General features: G+C 71.5%; 18 protein-coding genes. 11 read left to right on the plus strand and 7 right to left on the minus strand.

Annotated features, from left to right (window positions below; all coding sequences use genetic code 11):
- Positions 1–31 precede the first annotated feature (31 nt).
- Positions 32–661: a hypothetical protein gene (locus N4G63_RS00635; protein ID WP_314599221.1), complete on the plus strand. Its 630-nt coding sequence runs from the start codon at positions 32–34 to the stop codon at positions 659–661.
- Between the two features lie 122 nt (positions 662–783).
- Here the strand turns inward: N4G63_RS00635 and N4G63_RS00640 are convergent, their stop codons facing one another.
- Complete coding sequence (locus N4G63_RS00640; protein ID WP_260789366.1) at positions 784–1461, minus strand: CAAX prenyl protease-related protein; 678 nt, start codon at positions 1459–1461, stop codon at positions 784–786.
- Between the two features lie 284 nt (positions 1462–1745).
- Here N4G63_RS00640 and N4G63_RS00645 point away from each other — a divergent pair, with 284 nt between their 5' ends.
- On the plus strand, positions 1746–2843 hold the full coding sequence (locus N4G63_RS00645; protein WP_260789364.1) for an alkene reductase: 1098 nt from the start codon (positions 1746–1748) through the stop codon (positions 2841–2843).
- Positions 2844–2894: 51 nt separating this feature from the next.
- Here N4G63_RS00645 and N4G63_RS00650 read toward each other — a convergent pair whose 3' ends face one another.
- A complete protein-coding gene (locus N4G63_RS00650) occupies positions 2895–3473 on the minus strand; it encodes an MOSC domain-containing protein (protein ID WP_260789363.1) in 579 nt (192 codons plus the stop codon).
- A 349-nt stretch (positions 3474–3822) separates the two neighbouring features.
- Between N4G63_RS00650 and N4G63_RS00655 the strand changes: the two genes are divergently transcribed.
- From N4G63_RS00655 to N4G63_RS00665, 3 genes are all read left to right on the plus strand, one after another.
- The gene (locus N4G63_RS00655) at positions 3823–5700 is read left to right on the plus strand and encodes a phosphoenolpyruvate carboxykinase (GTP) (protein WP_260789362.1); all 1878 of its coding nucleotides are present in this window, start codon (positions 3823–3825) and stop codon (positions 5698–5700) included.
- 63 nt (positions 5701–5763) lie between these two features.
- Positions 5764–6579 carry a metallophosphoesterase gene (locus tag N4G63_RS00660; RefSeq protein WP_260789361.1) on the plus strand — a complete coding sequence of 272 codons (816 nt, stop codon included), beginning with the start codon at positions 5764–5766 and terminating at the stop codon, positions 6577–6579.
- Between the two features lie 66 nt (positions 6580–6645).
- Positions 6646–7068: a universal stress protein gene (locus N4G63_RS00665; RefSeq protein ID WP_260789360.1), complete on the plus strand. Its 423-nt coding sequence runs from the start codon at positions 6646–6648 to the stop codon at positions 7066–7068.
- Between the two features lie 203 nt (positions 7069–7271).
- On the opposite strand, the gene N4G63_RS00670 is transcribed toward N4G63_RS00665, so the two are convergent.
- Together N4G63_RS00670 and N4G63_RS00675 are read right to left on the minus strand one after the other, a co-directional pair.
- On the minus strand, positions 7272–7910 hold the full coding sequence (locus N4G63_RS00670; RefSeq protein ID WP_314599222.1) for a TetR/AcrR family transcriptional regulator: 639 nt from the start codon (positions 7908–7910) through the stop codon (positions 7272–7274).
- A 111-nt stretch (positions 7911–8021) separates the two neighbouring features.
- Positions 8022–8231, minus strand: coding sequence for a hypothetical protein (locus N4G63_RS00675; protein ID WP_260789359.1), 210 nt, complete (start codon positions 8229–8231; stop codon positions 8022–8024).
- A 498-nt stretch (positions 8232–8729) separates the two neighbouring features.
- On the opposite strand from N4G63_RS00675, the gene N4G63_RS00680 reads away from it, so the two are divergent.
- From N4G63_RS00680 to N4G63_RS00690, 3 genes are all read left to right on the plus strand, one after another.
- Positions 8730–9116, plus strand: a complete 387-nt coding sequence (locus N4G63_RS00680) for a hypothetical protein (protein WP_260789358.1) — start codon at positions 8730–8732, stop codon at positions 9114–9116.
- Between the two features lie 109 nt (positions 9117–9225).
- The gene (locus tag N4G63_RS00685) at positions 9226–10563 is read left to right on the plus strand and encodes a D-amino acid dehydrogenase (RefSeq protein ID WP_260789357.1); all 1338 of its coding nucleotides are present in this window, start codon (positions 9226–9228) and stop codon (positions 10561–10563) included.
- A 122-nt stretch (positions 10564–10685) separates the two neighbouring features.
- The gene (locus tag N4G63_RS00690) at positions 10686–11975 is read left to right on the plus strand and encodes an Hsp70 family protein (RefSeq protein ID WP_260789356.1); all 1290 of its coding nucleotides are present in this window, start codon (positions 10686–10688) and stop codon (positions 11973–11975) included.
- A 58-nt stretch (positions 11976–12033) separates the two neighbouring features.
- On the opposite strand, the gene N4G63_RS00695 is transcribed toward N4G63_RS00690, so the two are convergent.
- A complete protein-coding gene (locus N4G63_RS00695) occupies positions 12034–12873 on the minus strand; it encodes a YecA/YgfB family protein (protein WP_314599223.1) in 840 nt (279 codons plus the stop codon).
- 32 nt (positions 12874–12905) lie between these two features.
- Between N4G63_RS00695 and N4G63_RS00700 the strand changes: the two genes are divergently transcribed.
- Positions 12906–13478, plus strand: a complete 573-nt coding sequence (locus tag N4G63_RS00700) for a flavodoxin family protein (RefSeq protein ID WP_260789354.1) — start codon at positions 12906–12908, stop codon at positions 13476–13478.
- Positions 13479–13716: 238 nt separating this feature from the next.
- On the opposite strand, the gene N4G63_RS00705 is transcribed toward N4G63_RS00700, so the two are convergent.
- The gene (locus N4G63_RS00705; protein ID WP_314599224.1) at positions 13717–14637 is read right to left on the minus strand and encodes a LysR family transcriptional regulator; all 921 of its coding nucleotides are present in this window, start codon (positions 14635–14637) and stop codon (positions 13717–13719) included.
- A gap of 198 nt (positions 14638–14835) precedes the next feature.
- Between N4G63_RS00705 and N4G63_RS00710 the strand changes: the two genes are divergently transcribed.
- Positions 14836–16356, plus strand: a complete 1521-nt coding sequence (locus N4G63_RS00710; RefSeq protein ID WP_260789351.1) for a CoA-acylating methylmalonate-semialdehyde dehydrogenase — start codon at positions 14836–14838, stop codon at positions 16354–16356.
- A gap of 7 nt (positions 16357–16363) precedes the next feature.
- Positions 16364–17923 (plus strand): M28 family peptidase, encoded by a 1560-nt coding sequence (locus N4G63_RS00715; protein WP_314599225.1) that lies wholly within the window; start codon positions 16364–16366, stop codon positions 17921–17923.
- A 29-nt stretch (positions 17924–17952) separates the two neighbouring features.
- Here N4G63_RS00715 and N4G63_RS00720 read toward each other — a convergent pair whose 3' ends face one another.
- Entirely contained in the window at positions 17953–18438 is a 486-nt protein-coding gene (locus tag N4G63_RS00720; RefSeq protein WP_260789347.1) for a VOC family protein, read from the minus strand.
- Positions 18439–18458 lie beyond the last annotated feature (20 nt).

Consider the following 18458-nt stretch of genomic DNA (forward strand, 5'->3'; position numbering starts at 1 on the left):
ACCGGCGGGCCCGGGCGCTGATCATGCGCCCATGCCCACCGAGCCGATCGACCCGTCGCGCCCACCCGGCCCACCCGGCCCATCCAGCCTGCCGGCCGTGACCGGCACCCCGCGCCAGCCACCGCCGCACGGCGGGCCGTTGCGCCGTGGGCTGCGCCTGCTGCTGCAACTGCTGCGGCGCCTGGCCGGCGTGCTGCTGGCGCTGCTGATCCTGTTTGAGGAATGGGGCTGGGAGCCGCTGCAGCGCGCCCTCGCCCGCCTGGGCCGGCTGCCGCTGCTGCGCCGGCTCGAGGCCGCCATCACCCGGCTGCCGCCGCTGGCCGCGCTGGCGGTGCTGGCGCTGCCGGCACTGCTGCTGCTGCCGGTCAAGCTGCTGGCCCTGGGCCTCATCGCCCATGGCCAGCGCCTGCTGGGGCTGGCCGTCATCGTGCTGGCCAAGCTGATCGGCACCGCGGTGCTGGCGCGCCTGTTCACGCTGACCCGCCCGGCGCTGCTGCAACTGCCCTGGTTTGTGGCGCTCTACGCGCGCTGGGGCGCCTGGAAGGCCACGCTGCTGGCCCGCGTGCGGGCCTCCTGGGCCTGGCGCACCGGCCGCGCATTCAAGCGCCTGGCGCGCAGGCAGTGGGGGCGCTGGCGGGCTGGCGGCCACACGAGCGCCTGAGGCGATCTTTGTCGCGCGCGGGCACCGGGTGGTTCGCGCGGCGCTGCCCTGCACCCGGATGGTGAGCCGTGCAGGGCCGCCAAGTGCCCGCGCAGCGGCAACACGCTCAGGCGCTCAAACGCTCACCAGAACTGCCACTGGCCCGAGGCCACCACCCAGATGCCCAGCGCGCCATTGGTCACCGCGTGGGCGATCACCGCCGTCCACAGCCGGCCGGTGGCGCGGTACAGCAGCGCATAGGCCAGGCCGGCCACGATGGCGGCCAGCCAAAGCGGATGCGCCAGCATGAACACAAAAGTCGACAGCAGCACCGCGCGGGCGCCGGTGGCCTGCGGGTTGAGGCCCTCGAACACCGGCTGCTGCAGCCAGCGCATCAGAAACGAGCGCCAGAACAGCTCTTCCATCACCGGCACCAGCAGCGCGGCGCCGATCCAGCGCACCACGATCAGCGGCCAGTCGAGCTGGCCAGCGGCGTTCAGCGGCACAAAGGCGGCGGTGGGTTCGCCGATCTGCATCCACGGCGCATCCAGCTGGATCCAGGCCGCAAACACCGCCAGCCCGACCACCAGCGACAGCAGCACCTGGCGCAGATCGGGCCAGGTCTGGCGGCCCAGCTCGCCGTACTCGCGGCGCCAGAACAGCAGCAGCCCGCCCACCAGCAACAGGTTCAGCGCATAGAGCCAACGGCTGTCGAGGCCCCAGCTGCCGTCGGCCGGCGCCATGCCGCGCAGGGCCAGCAGCAGCATGAACACGACGAAGGGCACAACACGCCGCACCGCGGCTGGAGACAACTGGGGCATGGGGCGGTGCGAAAAAACGGTCAGGGATCGTCGGTTGGGACGCGCCGCCGACGCTGGTTGCGCCGCAGGCGCTGCCGAGTGTCGGCCGGCAAGGCCTTCGTGGCCGGCGCGCCCCGGTTGCGCATTGCGCAACTTTTGGCGGCTTTGCTGCTTGGGATCATCGCACCGGCTCGTGTCGGCCGCGCGTCAGCCCCCCAAGGCCAAGGGCCGCGGGCGGTGGCTGCCAGAAATCACGCCGCCCGGGTGACAGCGGGGACATGCGCCACGCCGTTACGCTTGTTCGCATGCCTACCCTCTTCGATCCCGTCCAGCTCGGCGCGCTTGCGCTGTCCAACCGCATCATCATGTCGCCGCTGACGCGCACCCGAGCGCCCGGTGAACTGGCCAATGCGCTGATGCGCGAGTACTACGCCCAGCGCGCCAGTGCCGGCCTGATCATCAGCGAGGCCATCCAGATCTGCCCCGAAGGCCGCGGCTACATTGACACGCCCGGGCTCTACACCGCCGAGCAGGCCGCTGCCTGGAAGCCCGTGACCGACGCCGTGCATGCCGCCGGCGGCAAGATCGTGGCCCAGCTGTGGCATGTGGGCCGCATCTCGCACAACCTGCTGCAGCCCGGCGGCGCGGCGCCGGTGTCGTCCAGCGACAAGGTGGCCGAGGGCGTGAAGACCCGCACCGCCGAGGGCGCCAAGCTGGCCGCCCAGCCGCGCCCGCTGCGCAGCGACGAGATCCCTGGCGTGATCGCCGCCTACCGCCAGGCCGCACGCCTCGCGCTCGATGCCGGCTTCGACGGCGTGCAGGTGCATGGCGCCAACGGCTACCTGCTCGAGCAGTTTCTGCGCGACAGCATCAACGACCGCCGCGATGCCTATGGCGGCAGCATCGAGAACCGGGCCCGCCTGCTGATCGAGGTGATGCAGGCCGTGGTCGACGAGGTCGGCGCCGATCGCACCGCGCTGCGCCTGTCGCCGATCACGCCTGCCAACGCCGCACCGCAAGACAGCGACGCCCAGGCGCTCTACACCCACGTGGCGGCCCGGCTGGCGCCGCTGAAACTGGCGTTTCTGGAGGTGGTGGAAGGCGCCACCGGCGGCCCGCGCGACCTGGGCGAGCAGGGCGTCAAGCCTTTCGACTACGCCGCCATGCGCCAGGCCTTTGGCGGCCCGTGGGTGGTGAACAACGGCTACACGCGCCAGATGGCCATCGACACGATGGCCGCCGGCGGGGCCGACGCGGTGTCCTTCGGCCGCCCGTTCATCAGCAACCCCGATCTGGTGCAGCGCCTGCGCCTGGATGCGCCGCTGGCGCCGATCAACCCGGGCACCGTGTACCTGAGCGACGCCACCGGCTACACCGACTATCCGTCGCTGGCCCCCGCCTGAGCTTGCAACAGCGGCGGCGGCAGCGGCCACAGCGGCTGCCGTGGCGGCGTATCAGAGGTCTTTCTTCTTCTTCATCCGGGCCATGAACAGCTCGCGGATGTTGACCTCGCGCGGGCCCGGCAGCACCTCGATGGGGTCACCGGCCCGCACCACGCCGGGCTCGATCACCGCCAGGTAGCTGCCGCACCAGCCCGACTGCGCCATCAGCTTGCTGGCCTGGTTGAAGCCCATCACCGCGTTGAACTTGAAGCACGGAAAACGCGGCTCGCTGATGGCCAGCACGCAGCCGGGCAGCTGCCAGCGGTCGCCGATGAAGCACTGCGCCTCGTCCAGCCCCTCGACCGTGAGGTTCTCGCCCATGAAGCCCGGCGGCAGGGTCTCGTCGGGCCCGCCGGCGCGGGCCTGCGCACGCACGCCCTGCCAGAAGCCGTAGCGCTCGGCAGCAAAGGCATACACGGCCTTGCTGATGCCGCCGTGCACGCTGGGGTCGGCCTGCTCGTCGCCCTCCAGGCCCAGCGGCAGCACGCCCACCTCGCCCGCCACCGCACGCTTGCCGATGGCGGTGGCCACGCGGCGGCCATCGATCAGCCGATGTTCGATGCGGGCGACGTTGACGCTGAGAACCTTCATGACGGTCTTTCGGGGGTTGAAAACACGGTGTCCGCGGACTGCGGGGCCGCAAATGGTAAGAGGCGTGAAAGTCGCACGCTCAGCCGGGCATAGCCCCATGCAGGATTTGCATACCCCCGGGGGCCCGGTAGTTACCTCCCCATTACACTCGTTTGACAATGCCTCAGCCCCGTGATCCCGGGGCGGGCGCGTGTCCTCCGATGTAACCCATCGGATCCATCCTGCGGGCCAGATTCAGGCCGGCGGATCACTCCCCACACGCGGTGTTGAACGAGCCTCGCACGCCGCATGGCGCGGCGGCGGGGCTGGTTCAAACCCGTCTTTTATCTTGACCATGATTGGAGCCCCCGTGAACCAGCCCGTGATGGAAGGCCTGCGCCTGAACGTTCCCGCCCACGTCAAACACGCCCGCCTGGTGGCCTGGGTGGCCGAGATCGCCGCCCTCACCGAAGCCCGCGACGTGTACTGGTGCGACGGCAGCCAGGAAGAATACGACCGCCTGTGCAAGCAGCTGGTCGACGCCGGCACCTTCGTCAAGCTGAACCCCGAGTTGCGCCCCAACAGCTTTCTGGCGCGCAGCGACGCCAGCGACGTGGCCCGCGTGGAAGACCGCACCTTCATCTGCAGCGAGCGCCCCGAAGACGCCGGCCCCACCAACAACTGGATGGCCCCGGGCGAAATGCGCGCGCTGCTGCAGACCGGCGGCGCCGACGGCAAGCCGGCACTGTTCAAGGGCTGCATGCAGGGCCGCACGCTGTACGTGGTGCCGTTCTCGATGGGCCCGCTGGGTTCGCACATCGCCCACATCGGCATCGAGCTGAGCGACAGCCCCTATGTGGCCGTCAACATGCGCCACATGACCCGCATGGGCAAGGCCGTGTTCGATGTGCTGGGCACCGACGGCGAGTTCGTGCCCTGCGTGCACACCGTGGGCGCGCCGCTGCAGGCCGGCCAGCAAGACGTGGCCTGGCCCTGCAACAAGACCAAGTACATCGTGCACTACCCCGAAACGCGCGAGATCTGGTCCTACGGCTCGGGCTATGGCGGCAACGCGCTGCTGGGCAAGAAGTGCTTTGCCCTGCGCATCGCCAGCACCATGGGCCGCGACCACGGCTGGCTGGCAGAGCACATGCTGATCCTGGGCGTCACCAGCCCGGCCGGCAAGAAGTACCACGTGGCCGCCGCCTTCCCCAGCGCCTGCGGCAAGACCAACTTCGCCATGCTGGTGCCGCCCCAGACCTTTGCCGGCTGGAAGGTCACCACCATCGGTGACGACATCGCCTGGATCAAGCCGGGGGCCGACGGCCGCCTGTACGCCATCAACCCCGAGGCCGGCTACTTCGGCGTGGCGCCGGGCACCAACTACAAGACGAATCCCAACTGCATGGATTCGCTCAAGCGCGACGTGATCTACACCAACGTGGCCCTCACCGACGACGGCGACATCTGGTGGGAAGGCATGGACGGCGATGCCCCGGCCCACGCCATCGACTGGCAGGGCAAGGACTGGACGCCGCAGATCGCCAAGGAAACCGGCGCCAAGGCCGCGCACCCGAACGCCCGCTTCACGGTCAGCGCCACCAACAACCCGGTGCTCGACGCCGACTGGGACAACGCCCACGGCGTGGCCATCGACGCGTTCATCTTCGGCGGCCGCCGCAGCACCACGGTGCCGCTGGTCACCGAGGCGCGCAACTGGACCGAAGGCGTCTACATGGCCGCCACCATGGGCTCGGAAACCACCGCTGCGGCCGCTGGCCAGCAGGGCGTGGTGCGCCGCGACCCGTTCGCCATGCTGCCCTTCATGGGCTACCACATGAGCGACTACTTCGCGCACTGGCTGGGCCTGGGCAAGCAGCTGCAGGCCAACGGCCATGCGCTGCCCAAGATCTACTGCGTGAACTGGTTCCGCAAGGGCGCCGACGGCAAGTTCGTGTGGCCCGGCTACGGCGACAACATGCGCGTGCTGAAGTGGATGCTCGAGCGCGTGGACGGCCAGGCCAGTGGCACCGAGAACGTGTTCGGCCTGAGCCCGCGCTATGAAGACCTCAACTTCGACGGCCTCGACTTCACGCCCGAGCAGTTCCAGTCGGTGATCTCGATCGACAAGGCCGCCTGGCAAGCCGAGCTGAAGCTGCACGCCGAGCTGTTCGAGACGCTGTCGTTCCATCTGCCGGCCGAGTTGCCGGCCACCAAGGCCCGCATCGAGGCCGCGCTGCAGGCCTGATCCGCTGCCGCTGCGGCGCTGCGCTCGCACTGGCGCAGCGCCGATCCACGGCATGATGCGGGCGTGCTGCTGCAACTGCTGTCCGACCTGCATCTCGAGTCCGAGACCTTCGAGCCCCAGCCCGCGCCCGGCGCCGAGTTGCTGGTGCTGGCCGGCGACATCGACGCCACCTGGGCCGGCTGGGCGCGTTTTGCGCAATGGCCGGTGCCGGTGGTGGCCGTGGCCGGCAACCATGAGTTCGACCGCCGCGAGCTGGGCCAGGCCTGGCCCGCGCTGCGCGCCCATCTGGCGGCACTGAACATCCGCCTGCTCGAACGCGAGTCGCTGATCCACACCAGCCGCAGCGGCCAGCGCGTGCGCCTGCTGGGCACGGTGCGCTGGTGCGACTTCGATGTGTTCGGCGAGCAGGGCCGCGAACGCGCGATGCGCGCCGCCGGCTACTACCTGCGGCTGATGAACAGCCAGCGTGGCACCGTGCCGGTTGACGCCGCCGAGCTGCGCGACGAGGCCCTGGCCTGCCGCGCCTGGCTGGCCGACGAACTGCGCCGCCCCAACCCCGGGCCGGCCGATGGCGGCTGGCACAGCACCGTGGTCATCACCCACTTCGCGCCCAGCCTGAAGAGTGCCGACCCGCGCTATGGCCGGCAGCCGGGCACCGCCAGCTTCTGCAATGCCGACGACGACCTGATCCCGCTGGCCGACCTGTGGCTGCACGGCCACCTGCACTGCCGGCACGACTACCTGGTGCCGCGCCCTGGCCACCACCCCACCCGCGTGGTGTGCCAGGCCACCGGCCTGGGGCGCAAGGGCGAGGATGCCGGTTTCGACCCGTTCAAGCTGATCGCCTGCCCCGGCCCGCTGGCGGCACTGACGTCTTGATATCGGGCAAGGTGTCGCCACCATCCGGTGCGACACTGATTTCACAATCCTTGAGGAGCACACCCCATGAAGATCCTGGTTCCCGTTGACGGCAGCCCGTTCACCAAGCGCATGCTGGCCTATCTGGCCGCCCACGACGAATGGCTGGGCGACGCCCACAGCTACACGCTGCTGTACGTATCGCCGGCCGTGCCGCCCCGGGCTGCCGCGGTGATCGACAAGGACACGCTGAAGAACTACTACACCGAAGAAGCCGACAAGGTGTTCAAGCCGATCCGCACCTTCTTCGGCAAGCAGAAGATCGCCGCCGAGTTCGTCAGCAAGGTGGGCCACGCCTCGGATGCCATCGTCGATCTGGCCGCCAAGGGCAAGTTCGATCTGCTGATGATGGGCTCGCACGGCCATGGCGTGCTGGGCAACCTGGTGCTCGGCTCGGTGACCACCAAGGTCATCAGCCGCAGCGAGGTGCCGGTGCTGATCATCCGGTAAGTGGGGCACCCGGCGCCTCGGAACCGAGGCGCCACCCGCCGCGCGGGTGGGCGGGCCTGCTTGGGAGCGGCCCGGCGCTGGCCCGCCGCGGGGCACCCGGCGCCTCGGGTTCGAAGCGCCACCCGCCGCGCAGGTGGGCGGCCCGGCTTGGGAGCGGCCCGGCGCTGGCCCGCTGCGGGGCACCCGGCGCCCCGGTGTGAAGGTCAGCGCCGCGTTGCGAGGCCGTCGAAACAGGTGGACAGCACCCAGTCGACGATCTGTGCGTCGCTGTGGCTGCCGCTGGCTTTCAGAAAGCCCAGCACCGGATCGCAGGCGCGGGCGTAGACGGTGAACAGCACGGCTTGCGGCGGCAGTGCGGGGTTGACGCTGCCATCGGCCTGGGCCTGAACGATCCATTCGCCGAGCCGGTCGCTCAGCGTCATCAGCCGGTCCATGTAGTCGCGGTGCGCCAGCAGGGCATTGCGCAGCGACGAGTTCTCGGACGGCAGCGTCGGCATGGCGCCGGCCAGCTGGGTTTCCAGGGTCCAGCGGGTCAAGGCCTTCAGCCGGCCGGCGGCGTCGAGCGCAGTGTCGGCGGCCAGGCCATCCACCACGGCCAGGGCCTGGTCCATGGTCTGCACCATCGCCGCAGCGGCCAGCGCCTCCTTCGAGACGAAGTGCTTGTACAGGCTGGCCTTGGCGATGCCCACCTCGGCGGCCACCTCGTCCACCGTCATCAGGTCAAAGCCTTTTTCGGCCAGCAGGCGTTTGACGGCGGCGACGATCGCGTCTTCGCGCGCCAGCAGGGTCTTCTGGCGAAAGCTCAGCTTGGCGGGCGCAAGCGCAGGGACATCGGTGTTCACGCCACGATTCTAGAGGCGCGGCGTGCCGATCAGACTCCCAAGGTTATTCAGTGACCAGCCGGTCGCACCGGTTGGCCCAGTCGGCCCGGCGGTGGTGGCGATGGCGTGAGGTCAGCTCGCCTCGGCGCGCTGCAGCCAGCGCGGCAACCAGGTGCGCCGGGCAGCGGGCGGGGTGCGCTGGGCCTCGATGCATTCGTCGGCCTCGTCGAGCCATTGCTCCATGCCGAAGGCGGTGCCCAGGTCGGCGGGCTCGGGCTCGCGCACCACGCCACGGCGTCCGGCCAGGCGGCTGAACAGGGACAGGGCGGGCAGCAAGGGCATCTCGGTCTCCAAAAGGGCATCGGCGGGTCGGCGACCGCCTGTCAACTAGCCTGGCAGGTCATGCGGCCCAGCATGCGTGCAAGTCGGCGCTGGCATTCGGCTGAACAACAGGGCTTGGGTCTGGCTGCTTGGCCGTTTGCGGCCGGGCCCATTCGTCGGTTGGCACATTGGAGCGCCGGGTGGACGCTCATGCACGGCAATATTCACGCTTGGCGCAGCCTGCCCCGCAGACCAGGGGGGCCTGGCCCTGCGGCAACTGCGCCGACCAATGTGCGCGCGCCACCCCGCCGGCACCAGCGGGCCTCTCGGCAGTGCGTTGTCGGGAGTGCTGGATGCTGTGACCGACGTCACAAGCCGGTCGCACACCAGCACACAACCCGTTGCCGGCCTCGGCGCCTACGCTGTGGTCCCATGATGGTCACTGTCCACCCCCCCGTTTCGTCCGGTCTGCCACATCGCCCGACCGTTGGGGCCGCATGGCGCTCCAGCGAGCCGGCCTTGCGCGACTGGCTGGCTGCCCACAAGGACGGCCTGTTCCGCTGGGTGCTGGCACGCGGCGACGACGCCGCGGCCCGCCGCGGCTTTGCCGAAGGTGCGGTGGCCATCCAGCGCCTGCGCGGCGAGGGCGAGTTTGTCGACTGGCTGCTGGCCGCCGCGGTGCTGACCGCGCGGCGCAACAGCGCCGAGCTGCAGGCCGGCTCGGCCCTGGCCGGCCTGCCGCCCGAGCTGCGCGCGCTGCTGCGCCTGGTGTCGCGCGGCGACATGCGCATCGAGGAAGCGCTGGCGCTGCTGCCGCAGCGCATGGACTATGTGCGCCAGCGGCTGGTGCGCACGCGGCTGGGTGCCCAGCGCCCTCGCACATCAGCAACGCTAATGAACTCGTAGTTCCATCAATCGATCTTCATGTTTTGGCGGGGCGTGCCGAGAATCCGGCCAACCCCCAACGGCCAGGCGGCAGTGGCTTGCCAAGCCCGTTGCGCGAAGGAGCTCCGACATGAAGGTCATCGTTCTCGGCGCCGGCATCATCGGCGTGTCCACCGCCTGGCACCTGCTCAACGAGGGCCATGAGGTCACCGTGGTGGATCGCCAGCCCGACGCGGCGCTGGAGACCAGCTTTGCCAATGGCGCGCAGATCTCGGTGAGCTTCTGCGAGCCCTGGGCCAGTGCCGGGGCGCCGTTCAAGGTGGCCAAGTGGCTGCTGCGCGACGATTCGCCGCTGCTGTTTCGACCGCGGCTCGACCCGCACCAGTGGCGCTGGGGCCTGAGCTTCCTGGGCCAGTGCAGCAACGCCGCCTTCGAGCGCAATGTGCGCCAGCTGGTGGCGCTGGGCCGCTACAGCCATGAGTCGCTGAAGCGCCTGGTGGCTGACACCGGCATTGACTATCAGCGGCTCGAGCGCGGCATCCTGCACTTCTTCTCGTCGGCGGCCGACTTCGAGTCGGGCGCCGCCGCGGCTGAGCTGATGCGCCAGTATGGCGTCGACCGCCGCGTGCTCGGCCGCGACGAGGTGCTGAAGGTCGAACCGGCACTGGCGGCCTTTGGCACGCAGATCCACGGTGGCACCTTCACGCCCAGCGACGAGTCGGGCGATGCGCGGGTGTTCACGCAGCAGCTGGCCGCACGCTGCCGTGCGCGCGGCGCGGTCTTTCTGCACGAGACCGCCGTCAGCGCGCTCAACCGCAGCGGCGATCGCATCACCGGCGTGCGCGTGCAGCAGCTGCGCCACGGCCGCTTCCAGACCCTCAGCGCCGACGCCTATGTGGCGGCGATGGGCTCGTACACCGCGCCGCTGCTGCGCCAGGTGGGCCTGTGGCTGAACATCTACCCCGCCAAGGGCTACTCGGCCACGCTGAACCTGAAGCGCCCGCAGGACGCCAGCGTGGTGAGCCTGCTCGACGACACCCGCAAGATCGCGATCAGCCGGCTGGGCGACCAGATCCGCATTGCCGGCACGGCCGAGCTGGCCGGCTACGACACCGGGCTCGATGGCGCCACCGCGCGCACCCGCTGTGCCGCGCTGGTGCGGCGTTACGAAGAGCTGTTTCCCGGCGTGGCCGATACCAGCGAGCCCAACTTCTGGACCGGCCTGCGCCCCAGCACGCCCACCAACATCCCCTACATCGGCCGCAGCAGGCTCGGCAACCTGTGGCTCAACGCCGGCCATGGCACGCTGGGCTGGACGCATGGTGCCGGCTCGGGCCAGGCACTGGCCGAGCTGATCAGCGGCAAGCGCCCGGCACTGGCGGCCACGGGCTTCGGCTTCTGTGGCGACGCACTGCCGGCGCCGCGCACCAGCGTGGCGGTGGGCGCCCCGGCGCCACGCCGGGCCTGAGGCGCGGGCCGGGCTGTTCATCGCTTCGGGCGGTGGGAGGGCCGCCTAGAATCGCGCCCCTTTCCGCTTCCCCCTGAACGCGTGGGCGCGCCGTGACCGGCCCGCCGCCGCGTGATCCGCCCATGGCCCACGCTGTCTGCGCAATCGATTTCGGCACCTCCAACTCGGCCATCGCGCTGCCCACGGCCGATGGCGGCGGCGCCGGCGTGCAGCTGGTGACCCTGGAGGGCGGCCGCCGCACCATGCCCACCGCGGTGTTCTATGCGGTCGAAGGCCTGGCCGCGCACGAGGAGCCGCAGCGCCACTACGGCCGCGCGGCGGTGGCGGCCTATGTGGAGGGCACCGAAGGCCGGCTGATGCGCTCGATGAAGAGCATCCTGGGCAGCACGCTGGCCACCCAGGCCACCGATGTGGGCGGCGGCCGCTCGGTCAAGTACCTCGACATCGTGGCCGGCTACCTGCGCCATCTGAAGACCCTGGCCGAGGGCGAGGCCGGCCGGCCGCTGACCCATGCGGTGCTGGGCCGGCCGGTGTTTTTTGTCGATGGTGAGCCCGAGCGCGATGCCGCCGCACAGGCGGCGCTGGAGGCCGCGGCGCGCGAGGTGGGCTTTGCCGACGTGAGCTTCCAGTACGAGCCGATTGCCGCCGCGCTGGACTACGAGATGACGGTCGACCGCGAGCAGATCGTGCTGGTGGCCGACATCGGCGGCGGCACCTCCGACTTCTCGCTGGTGCGCGTGGGGCCGCAGCGGCGCGAGCGCGTGGACCGCGCCGACGACATCCTGGCCAACCACGGCGTGCACATCGCCGGCACCGATTTCGACCGCCACATCGAGCTGGCCGCCATCCTGCCGGCCTGCGGTTACAAGGGCCTGGGGCCCACCGGCCGCGAGGTGCCCAGCAAGGTGTACTTCGACCTCGCCACCTGGCACCTGATCAACACCGTGTACGTGCCGCTACGGGTGGCCGAGCTGGCGCGCATGAAGAGCTTCTATGCCGACGTGGACCAGCATGCGCGGCTGATGACCGCGGTGCGCGAGCGCCTGGGCCATGCCCTGATCGCCCGCGCCGAAAGCGCCAAGATCGCCGTGGCCGAGGGCGGGCAGACGCTGATCGACCTGTCGCTGCTGGGCGACGATGCGCTCGACGTGCGCTTCAGCGAGCCGCAGGCGGTGGCCGCCATCGGCGCCGACCTGCAGCGCATCGTCGATGCCGCCGACGACACCCTGCGCCAGGCCGGCATCACGCGCGAGCAGGTCGATGCGCTGTACTTCACCGGCGGCTCCACCGGCCTGCGGCCGCTGGCCGAGGCGATTGCGGCGCGTTTTCCGGCCGCCCGCCAGGTGCGCGGCGATGCCTTTGCCAGCGTGGCCGCCGGCCTGGGGCAGCACGCGCGGCGGGTGTTCGCCTGAGGGCAAGGGGGCAGCCGGCCGCATGGGCCCATGCGGCCACCCGCCGAGCGGGCCTGGCTCAGCGCCGCGGCGGCCCCGGCCGGCGCGGCGCCCCCGGGCGGGCGCCCGGCCTGGCCGCGGGCTTGCCGGCCGGCTTGTCCTGCGGCAGCGACACGTCGGCGATCAGCAGCGTGGCGCGCACCAGGTCTTCCACCGCCTCGTCCAGCGACTCGGGCGGCTCGATGGTCTCGATTTCGGCCAGCAGCTCGTCGGCGTCTTCCAGGTCCTCGGGGTCGAGGTGGCGGTACAGCAGCGCCAGCGGCTCGGTGAGCTGCGGCTCGAAGCGGTCCATCAGCGCCGGAAACAGGTCCACCGCGGTGGCAAAACCGGCCACCCAGGGCATCACCACCTCGGACGGCTCGGCCTCGTCCTCGAGCTCGTAGACCCAGGGGTCGAACCAGTCGCGCTCGGCGATCGCCAGCGCCAGCTCGGCATGGCGGCGGCGCACCAGCTGCTGCAGGCGCGCCGTGTCGAAGCCCGACGGCGCCGGCTTGCCATCCACATCGGTGATGTGCGCCAGCCAGCGCGGCTCGGGCACCAGCTCAGGCTGCAGCAGCACGCCGGCCAGGTAGCCGTCGAGCGACATCACGTCCAGCGCATCGTGGCTGGGCGGCAGGCTGTCGAGCAGGGCTTGCAGCGCGTCGATCTCGTGCTCGGCCAGCGGCTCGGGCGGCGGCAGCGGGGCGGGCTTGCGGCCCGCCGCACCCGACCCGCCGGGCCCCTTGGCCTGTGCACCACGCGATGCCGGCTTGGCCGGTCCGCGCCCGGCGCCGAAGGCCGAGCCGAAGCCCGGGCCACCGCCCTGGCGCGGGGCCGGGCGAGGGGGCGATTTTTTGGCAGGCGGGCGGGGCGGTGTCATGCGCGGATTGTCGCCTGCCTATCATGGGCAGGATGACCGCCCACCGCCATCTGCTCTTCCTCGTTGCCAGCACCCGCGAGCCGGGTGTCGAGGGCAATACCGAAACCCTGGCCCGTGCCGCCGCCGCCGGCTTGCCCGCCGACGCGGGCCAGACCTGGCGCCACCTGCACGGCCTGCGGCTGCCACCGTTCCAGGACCATCGGCACGACCGCGGCACCTACCCGATGCCGGGGGCCGACGACGGCGACCTGCGCGGCCTGCTCGACGACACCCTGGCCGCCACCGACCTGGTGTTCGTGGCCCCGGTGTACTGGTACAGCCTGCCCGCGGCCATGAAGCTCTACCTCGACCACTGGAGCGCCTGGCTGCGTGTGCCGGGGCTGGATTTCAAGGCGCGCCTGGCCGACAAGCGCTTCTGGCTGGTCACCACCAGCGGCAACCGGCCCAAGGCCCAGCCGATGATCGACAGCCTGCGCCTGTGCGCCGGTTTTTGCGGCGCCCACTGGGGCGGCGAGCTGTGGGGCCAGGGCGGCGAGCCGGGCAAGGTGCTGGGCGACGCGCAGGCGCTGGCCGCGGCGCCGGGCTTTCTGCACCTGCCGGGCTGACTGGCGCGGCACGGCCGCGGCCCCTGCGCCACCCCGCCGGGCACGGCCGTGCGTTCGGTTGCGGCGCCCGCGCCACAGCCGCTGTGACAAGGCGTCTTCTAGGGATGGTTGCCTGCGGGGTGCCTGGGCACAGTGCATTCCATTGCGCAGTGCCCAGGGCATTGCCAGGGTCCCAACGACGTCCTTTCCGAGGACTTCAACAGCCCGCCGAGTTTTCGGCGGGCTTTTTTTTGGCCGTTTACCCGGCCTGCGCGCCGGCGGCCGCAAACCCTTCGGCCAGCGCCTCGCGCAACCAGCCCACCAGGGCCTGCACCGCGCGCGGCACATAGGGGCTGTAGGGGCGGATGGCCCACAGGTGGCTGCCGTAGTTGCCCACCGGGCGCCAGCCAGGCAGCACCGGCAGCAGCTTGCCTTCGCGCAGCGCGGCCTGGGCGCTGAAGTCGGGCAGCAGCGCAATGCCCAGGCTGCGCAGCGCGGCCTCGCGCAGCGCCTCGCTGTTGTTGGCGGCAAAGGGGCCGGCCACCGGCAGCGTGCGTTCACGGCCCTGGTCGTCCAGCAGGGTCCAGGTGGGCGTGTCGCCGGGGCGCAGGTAGTGCAGGCAGTCGTGCGCGGCCAGGTCGTCGGGTGTGGCCGGCGTGCCGCGGCGGCGCAGGTAGGCGCGGCTGGCCACCAGCAGCGAACGGGTCTCGCACAGCGCCCAGGCCACGTGCGTCTCGGGTGGTGCGTGGGTGTGGCGGATGGCCAGATCAAAGCCCTCCTGGGCCAGCGGCACCAGGCGGTCCGACAGGTCGAGCTCCACCCGCACCTCGGGGTGGGCGCGCAGAAAGTCGGGCAGGCGCGGCACCAGCTGCTGGCGCGCCAGGGCCACCGGCGCGGTGATGCGCAGCCGGCCGCGCGGCTGCTCGGCCAGATCGCGCACGCCCGAAAACGCGGTGGCGATGGTGTCGAAGGCGCCGGCCGTGGCGTCGGCCAGGCGCTGGCCGGCCTCGGTCAGGCGCACGCTGCGCGTGGTGCGCGCCACCAGCGGCACGCCGGCCGCGCGCTCGAGCTCGGCGATGCGCTGGCTCATCGCCGCCTTGCTCAGGCCCAGGCGCTGCGCGGCGGCGGTGTAGCTGCCCTGCGTGCCCAGGATGCTCAGCGCATGCACATGGCTCCACAAGGTGTCGACGCGGCGGTCGGGGGGCCGGGGGCTTGGTTGTTCCCGGATTCCGATCTGGATTGTTCATTGAACTGAACAATGAATCCAGCCCCGGATGGCTAGGCACCACGCCCGGGCCTGCCTAGACTGCAGCCCTTGCCGTGCAGGCTGCCGCGCCTGTTCGCCCGAATCCCTCCAAGACCTCTGCAGGAGACCGCCATGGGTGCCCCCGAAGCCTTCACCGCCACCGCCGACGTCGGCCACTTCATCGGCGGCCGTGTGCTGCCCGGCAGCAGCGGCCGCCAGCAGGCCGTGTACCACCCGGCCAGCGGCCGCGTGGCACGCCAGGTGGCGCTGGCCTCGGCCGACGAGGTCAACGCCGCGGTGGCCAGCGCCGCCGCCGCGCAAGGCGCCTGGGGCGAACTGCCACCGCTGCGCCGCGCGCGGGTGATGTTCAAGTTTCTGGAGTTGCTGAACCAGCACAAGGACACGCTGGCGGCCATGATCACCGCCGAGCACGGCAAGGTGTTCACCGACGCCCAGGGCGAGGTGGCGCGCGGCATCGACATCGTCGAGTTCGCCTGCGGCGCGCCGCAGCTGCTGAAGGGCGACTTCACCGACCAGGTCTCCACCGGCATCGACAACCACACGCTGCGCCAGCCGCTGGGCGTGGTGGCCGGCATCACGCCGTTCAACTTTCCGTGCATGGTGCCGCTGTGGATGTTTCCGCTGGCGCTGGTCACCGGCAATGCCTTCATCCTGAAGCCCAGCGAGCGCGACCCCAGCTGCAGCCTGTTCATGGCCGATCTGCTCAAACAGGCCGGCCTGCCCGATGGCGTGTTCAACGTGATCCAGGGCGACAAGCTGGCCGTGGATGCGCTGCTGACCCACCCCGATGTCAAGGCGGTGAGCTTCGTCGGCTCCACCCCGATCGCCAACTACATCTACGAGACCGGCGCGCGCCACGGCAAGCGCGTGCAGGCGCTGGGCGGCGCCAAGAACCACCTGGTGGTGATGCCCGATGCCGACGTGGAGCAGGCCGTGGACGCCCTGGTGGGCGCAGCCTACGGCTCGGCCGGCGAGCGCTGCATGGCGATCAGCGTGGCGGTGCTGGTGGGTGAGGTGGGCGACACCATCGTCGAGAAGGTGGCGGCGCGCGCCCGCACCCTGAAGGTGAAAGACCCGATGAGCCTGGACGCCGAGATGGGCCCCATCGTCACCGCCGAGGCCAAGGCGCGCATCGAGGGCTACATCGCCACCGGGGTGGAAGAGGGCGCCAGGCTGGTGGTCGACGGCCGCGGCCTGAAGGTGCCCGGCCTGGAAGCGGGCTTCTTCACCGGCGGCTCGCTGTTCGACCACGCCACGCCGGCCATGCGCATCTACAAGGAAGAGATCTTCGGCCCGGTGCTCACCTGCGTGCGCGTGCCCGACTTCGCCGCCGCGCTGAAGCTGGTCAACGAGCACGAGTTCGGCAACGGCGTGTCGATCTACACCACCGACGGCGGCATCGCGCGCGAGTTCAGCCGCCGCGTGCAGGTGGGCATGGTGGGCGTGAACGTGCCCATCCCGGTGCCGATGGCCTGGCACGGCTTTGGCGGCTGGAAGAAGAGCCTGTTTGGCGACATGCACGCCTACGGCGAAGAGGGCGTGCGCTTTTACACCAAGCAAAAGAGCGTGATGCAGCGCTGGCCCGAGAGCATCGCCAAGGGCGCCGAGTTCAACTTCCCGGTCTCGAAGTAACAGCACCATGCAGCGGCGCATGGGCTTGCGCTGGGCCGCCGCCGCGGCCTTGGGGATGGGCGGCGGCGCCCTGGGTGGCGCCGGGCGGGTGCTGGCGGCCACGGCTGGTTCGGCTGGTGCAGCCGGTGCAGCCGATCCGGCGTCAGCGGCCACGGCGTCGGCCGATGCGGCCAGCCTGCCGCGCCTGGCCGACGCTGATCTGGCCTTCGCCCGCCAGCTGCGCACGGCCGGCCTGGCCGACACCCGCGCGCTGGCCCTGGTGCAGCGCCTCACCCGGCAGGTGGGCGCACGCCCCGCGGGCAGCACGGCCGATGCCCGCGCCGTGGCCTGGGCCCTGGCCGAGGCGCGCGCGCTGGGCCTGCCGCGCGTGTGGCAGCAGCCGGTGCCGCTGCGCGTGTGGCAGCGCGGCCCGGCCCAGGCCACGCTGCTGGCGCCCGAACGACGCGCGCTGGTGGTGGCGGCGCTGGGCAACAGCGTGGGCACGCCGTCCGGCGGGCTGGAGGCCGAGCTGGCCTGGTACCCCGACTTCCAGGCCTTGAAAGACGACCGCAGCGAGCGCGCACGCGGCCGCATCGTGTTCATCGACCAGCGCATGGACCGCAGCCGCGACGGCAGCGGCTACGGCCGCGCGGTGCCGGCGCGCTTTGGCTCGGCGGCCGAGGCGGCACGCCGTGGCGCGCTGGCGGTGGTGATCCGCTCCATCGGCACCAGCGGCGCCAACCCCGCCTTGCCCGGCGAGCCCGATCGCGTGGCCCACACCGGCGCGATGCGCTACGACGACGACGCGGCGCAGATCCCGGCGCTGGCGGTCTCGGTGGCCGATGCCGAGCACCTGGCCGCGCTGCAGGCCGCCGGCCAGCCGCTGCGCCTGGCGCTGCAGGTGGCCAACCAGGTGGGTGTCGAGGCCCTCAGCCACAACGTGCTGGCCGAGCTGCCGGGCCAGGGCGCGCTGGCCGGCGAGGTGGTGCTGCTGGGCGCCCACCTCGACAGCTGGGACGTGGGCGAAGGCGCGGTGGACGACGGCGCCGGCGTGGGCATCGTGCTGGCCGCGCTGGGCCTGATCGCCGAGCGGCTGCGCGCCGCGCCGGCCGAGCTGGCCCAGGCGCCACGCCGCAGCCTGCGCGTGGCCCTGTACGCCAACGAGGAGAACGGCTTCGACGGCGCGCTGGCCTACAGCCGCGCCCATGGCAGCGAGCCGCACCAGTGGGTCAGCGAGAGCGATTTCGGCGCCGGCCCGGCCTATGCCTGGCGCCACCGCGTGCGGCCCGAGGCGCTGCCGGTGATGGCGCAGATCGCGGCCGAGCTGGCGCCGCTGGGCCTGCCGCTGGGCGCTGGCAACGACGCCACGCCCGGCCCCGATGCCGCCGTGCTGATGCGCCGCCACCGCTGGCCGGCGGTGCAACTGCACCAGGACGGCAGCCGCTACTTCGACGTGCACCACACGCCGCACGACACCTTGGCGCGGCTGGACGCCAGCGCGCTGCCGCAGAACGTGGCCGCCTGGGCCGTGCTGGCCTGGCTGGCCGCGCGCGCGCCGGTGGCCTTCGGGCCCCTGCCGGCGCGCTGACCCGGCGCGGCCGGCCCGGGCTCACCGATTCAGGCGCAGCCCGGGCCCTGGGCGGCCATGGCCTGCAGGCCCTCGGTGATCTGCTGCGGGCTCAGCTGGCGCAGCTGCATGGCGATCGACCAGCGGTGGCCGAAGGGGTCTTCGACCACGCCGTAGCGGTCGCCCCAGAACTGGTCGCCCAGCGGCATCACCACGCTGCAGCCGGCATCCACCGCGCGGGCAAAGGCGGCGTCGGCGTCGGTGGTGTAGAGGTGCAGGGTCACGGCCGTGCCGCCAATGGCCTTGGGGCCGCGCGCGCCCATCTCGGGAAACTCGTCGTGCAGCATCACGATGGAGTCGCCGATGCGGATCGAGGCATGCATCAGCAGGCCGCCCGGGCCGGGCAGGCGGCTCAGCTCCACGGCGCCGAAGGCCCGGCCGTAGAAGGCGATGGCGTCGGACGCGCCGGCGCACACCAGGTGCGGCGTGAGGGTGTGAAAACCCTCGGGAATGGCGTGGGCAGGGGACTGGCTCATGGCAAGGGCTCCGGAATGAG

This window comes from Aquabacterium sp. OR-4, from assembly GCF_025290835.2.
Taxonomy (GTDB): Bacteria; Pseudomonadota; Gammaproteobacteria; order Burkholderiales; family Burkholderiaceae_C; genus Pseudaquabacterium.

Bases quoted from the DNA above. Each gene is read 5' to 3' on its own strand.
- N4G63_RS00635 (WP_314599221.1), top strand. From the start codon at position 32: ATGCCCACCGAGCCGATCGACCCGTCGCGCCCACCCGGCCCACCCGGC.
- N4G63_RS00675 (WP_260789359.1), bottom strand. From the start codon at position 8,231: ATGCCCTTGCTGCCCGCCCTGTCCCTGTTCAGCCGCCTGGCCGGACGC.
- N4G63_RS00685 (WP_260789357.1), top strand. From the start codon at position 9,226: ATGAAGGTCATCGTTCTCGGCGCCGGCATCATCGGCGTGTCCACCGCC.
- N4G63_RS00690 (WP_260789356.1), top strand. From the start codon at position 10,686: ATGGCCCACGCTGTCTGCGCAATCGATTTCGGCACCTCCAACTCGGCC.
- N4G63_RS00700 (WP_260789354.1), top strand. From the start codon at position 12,906: ATGACCGCCCACCGCCATCTGCTCTTCCTCGTTGCCAGCACCCGCGAG.
- N4G63_RS00650 (WP_260789363.1), bottom strand. From the start codon at position 3,473: ATGAAGGTTCTCAGCGTCAACGTCGCCCGCATCGAACATCGGCTGATC.
- N4G63_RS00720 (WP_260789347.1), bottom strand. From the start codon at position 18,438: ATGAGCCAGTCCCCTGCCCACGCCATTCCCGAGGGTTTTCACACCCTC.
- N4G63_RS00715 (WP_314599225.1), top strand. From the start codon at position 16,364: ATGCAGCGGCGCATGGGCTTGCGCTGGGCCGCCGCCGCGGCCTTGGGG.
- N4G63_RS00645 (WP_260789364.1), top strand. From the start codon at position 1,746: ATGCCTACCCTCTTCGATCCCGTCCAGCTCGGCGCGCTTGCGCTGTCC.
- N4G63_RS00710 (WP_260789351.1), top strand. From the start codon at position 14,836: ATGGGTGCCCCCGAAGCCTTCACCGCCACCGCCGACGTCGGCCACTTC.
- N4G63_RS00640 (WP_260789366.1), bottom strand. From the start codon at position 1,461: ATGCCCCAGTTGTCTCCAGCCGCGGTGCGGCGTGTTGTGCCCTTCGTC.
- N4G63_RS00665 (WP_260789360.1), top strand. From the start codon at position 6,646: ATGAAGATCCTGGTTCCCGTTGACGGCAGCCCGTTCACCAAGCGCATG.
- N4G63_RS00695 (WP_314599223.1), bottom strand. From the start codon at position 12,873: ATGACACCGCCCCGCCCGCCTGCCAAAAAATCGCCCCCTCGCCCGGCC.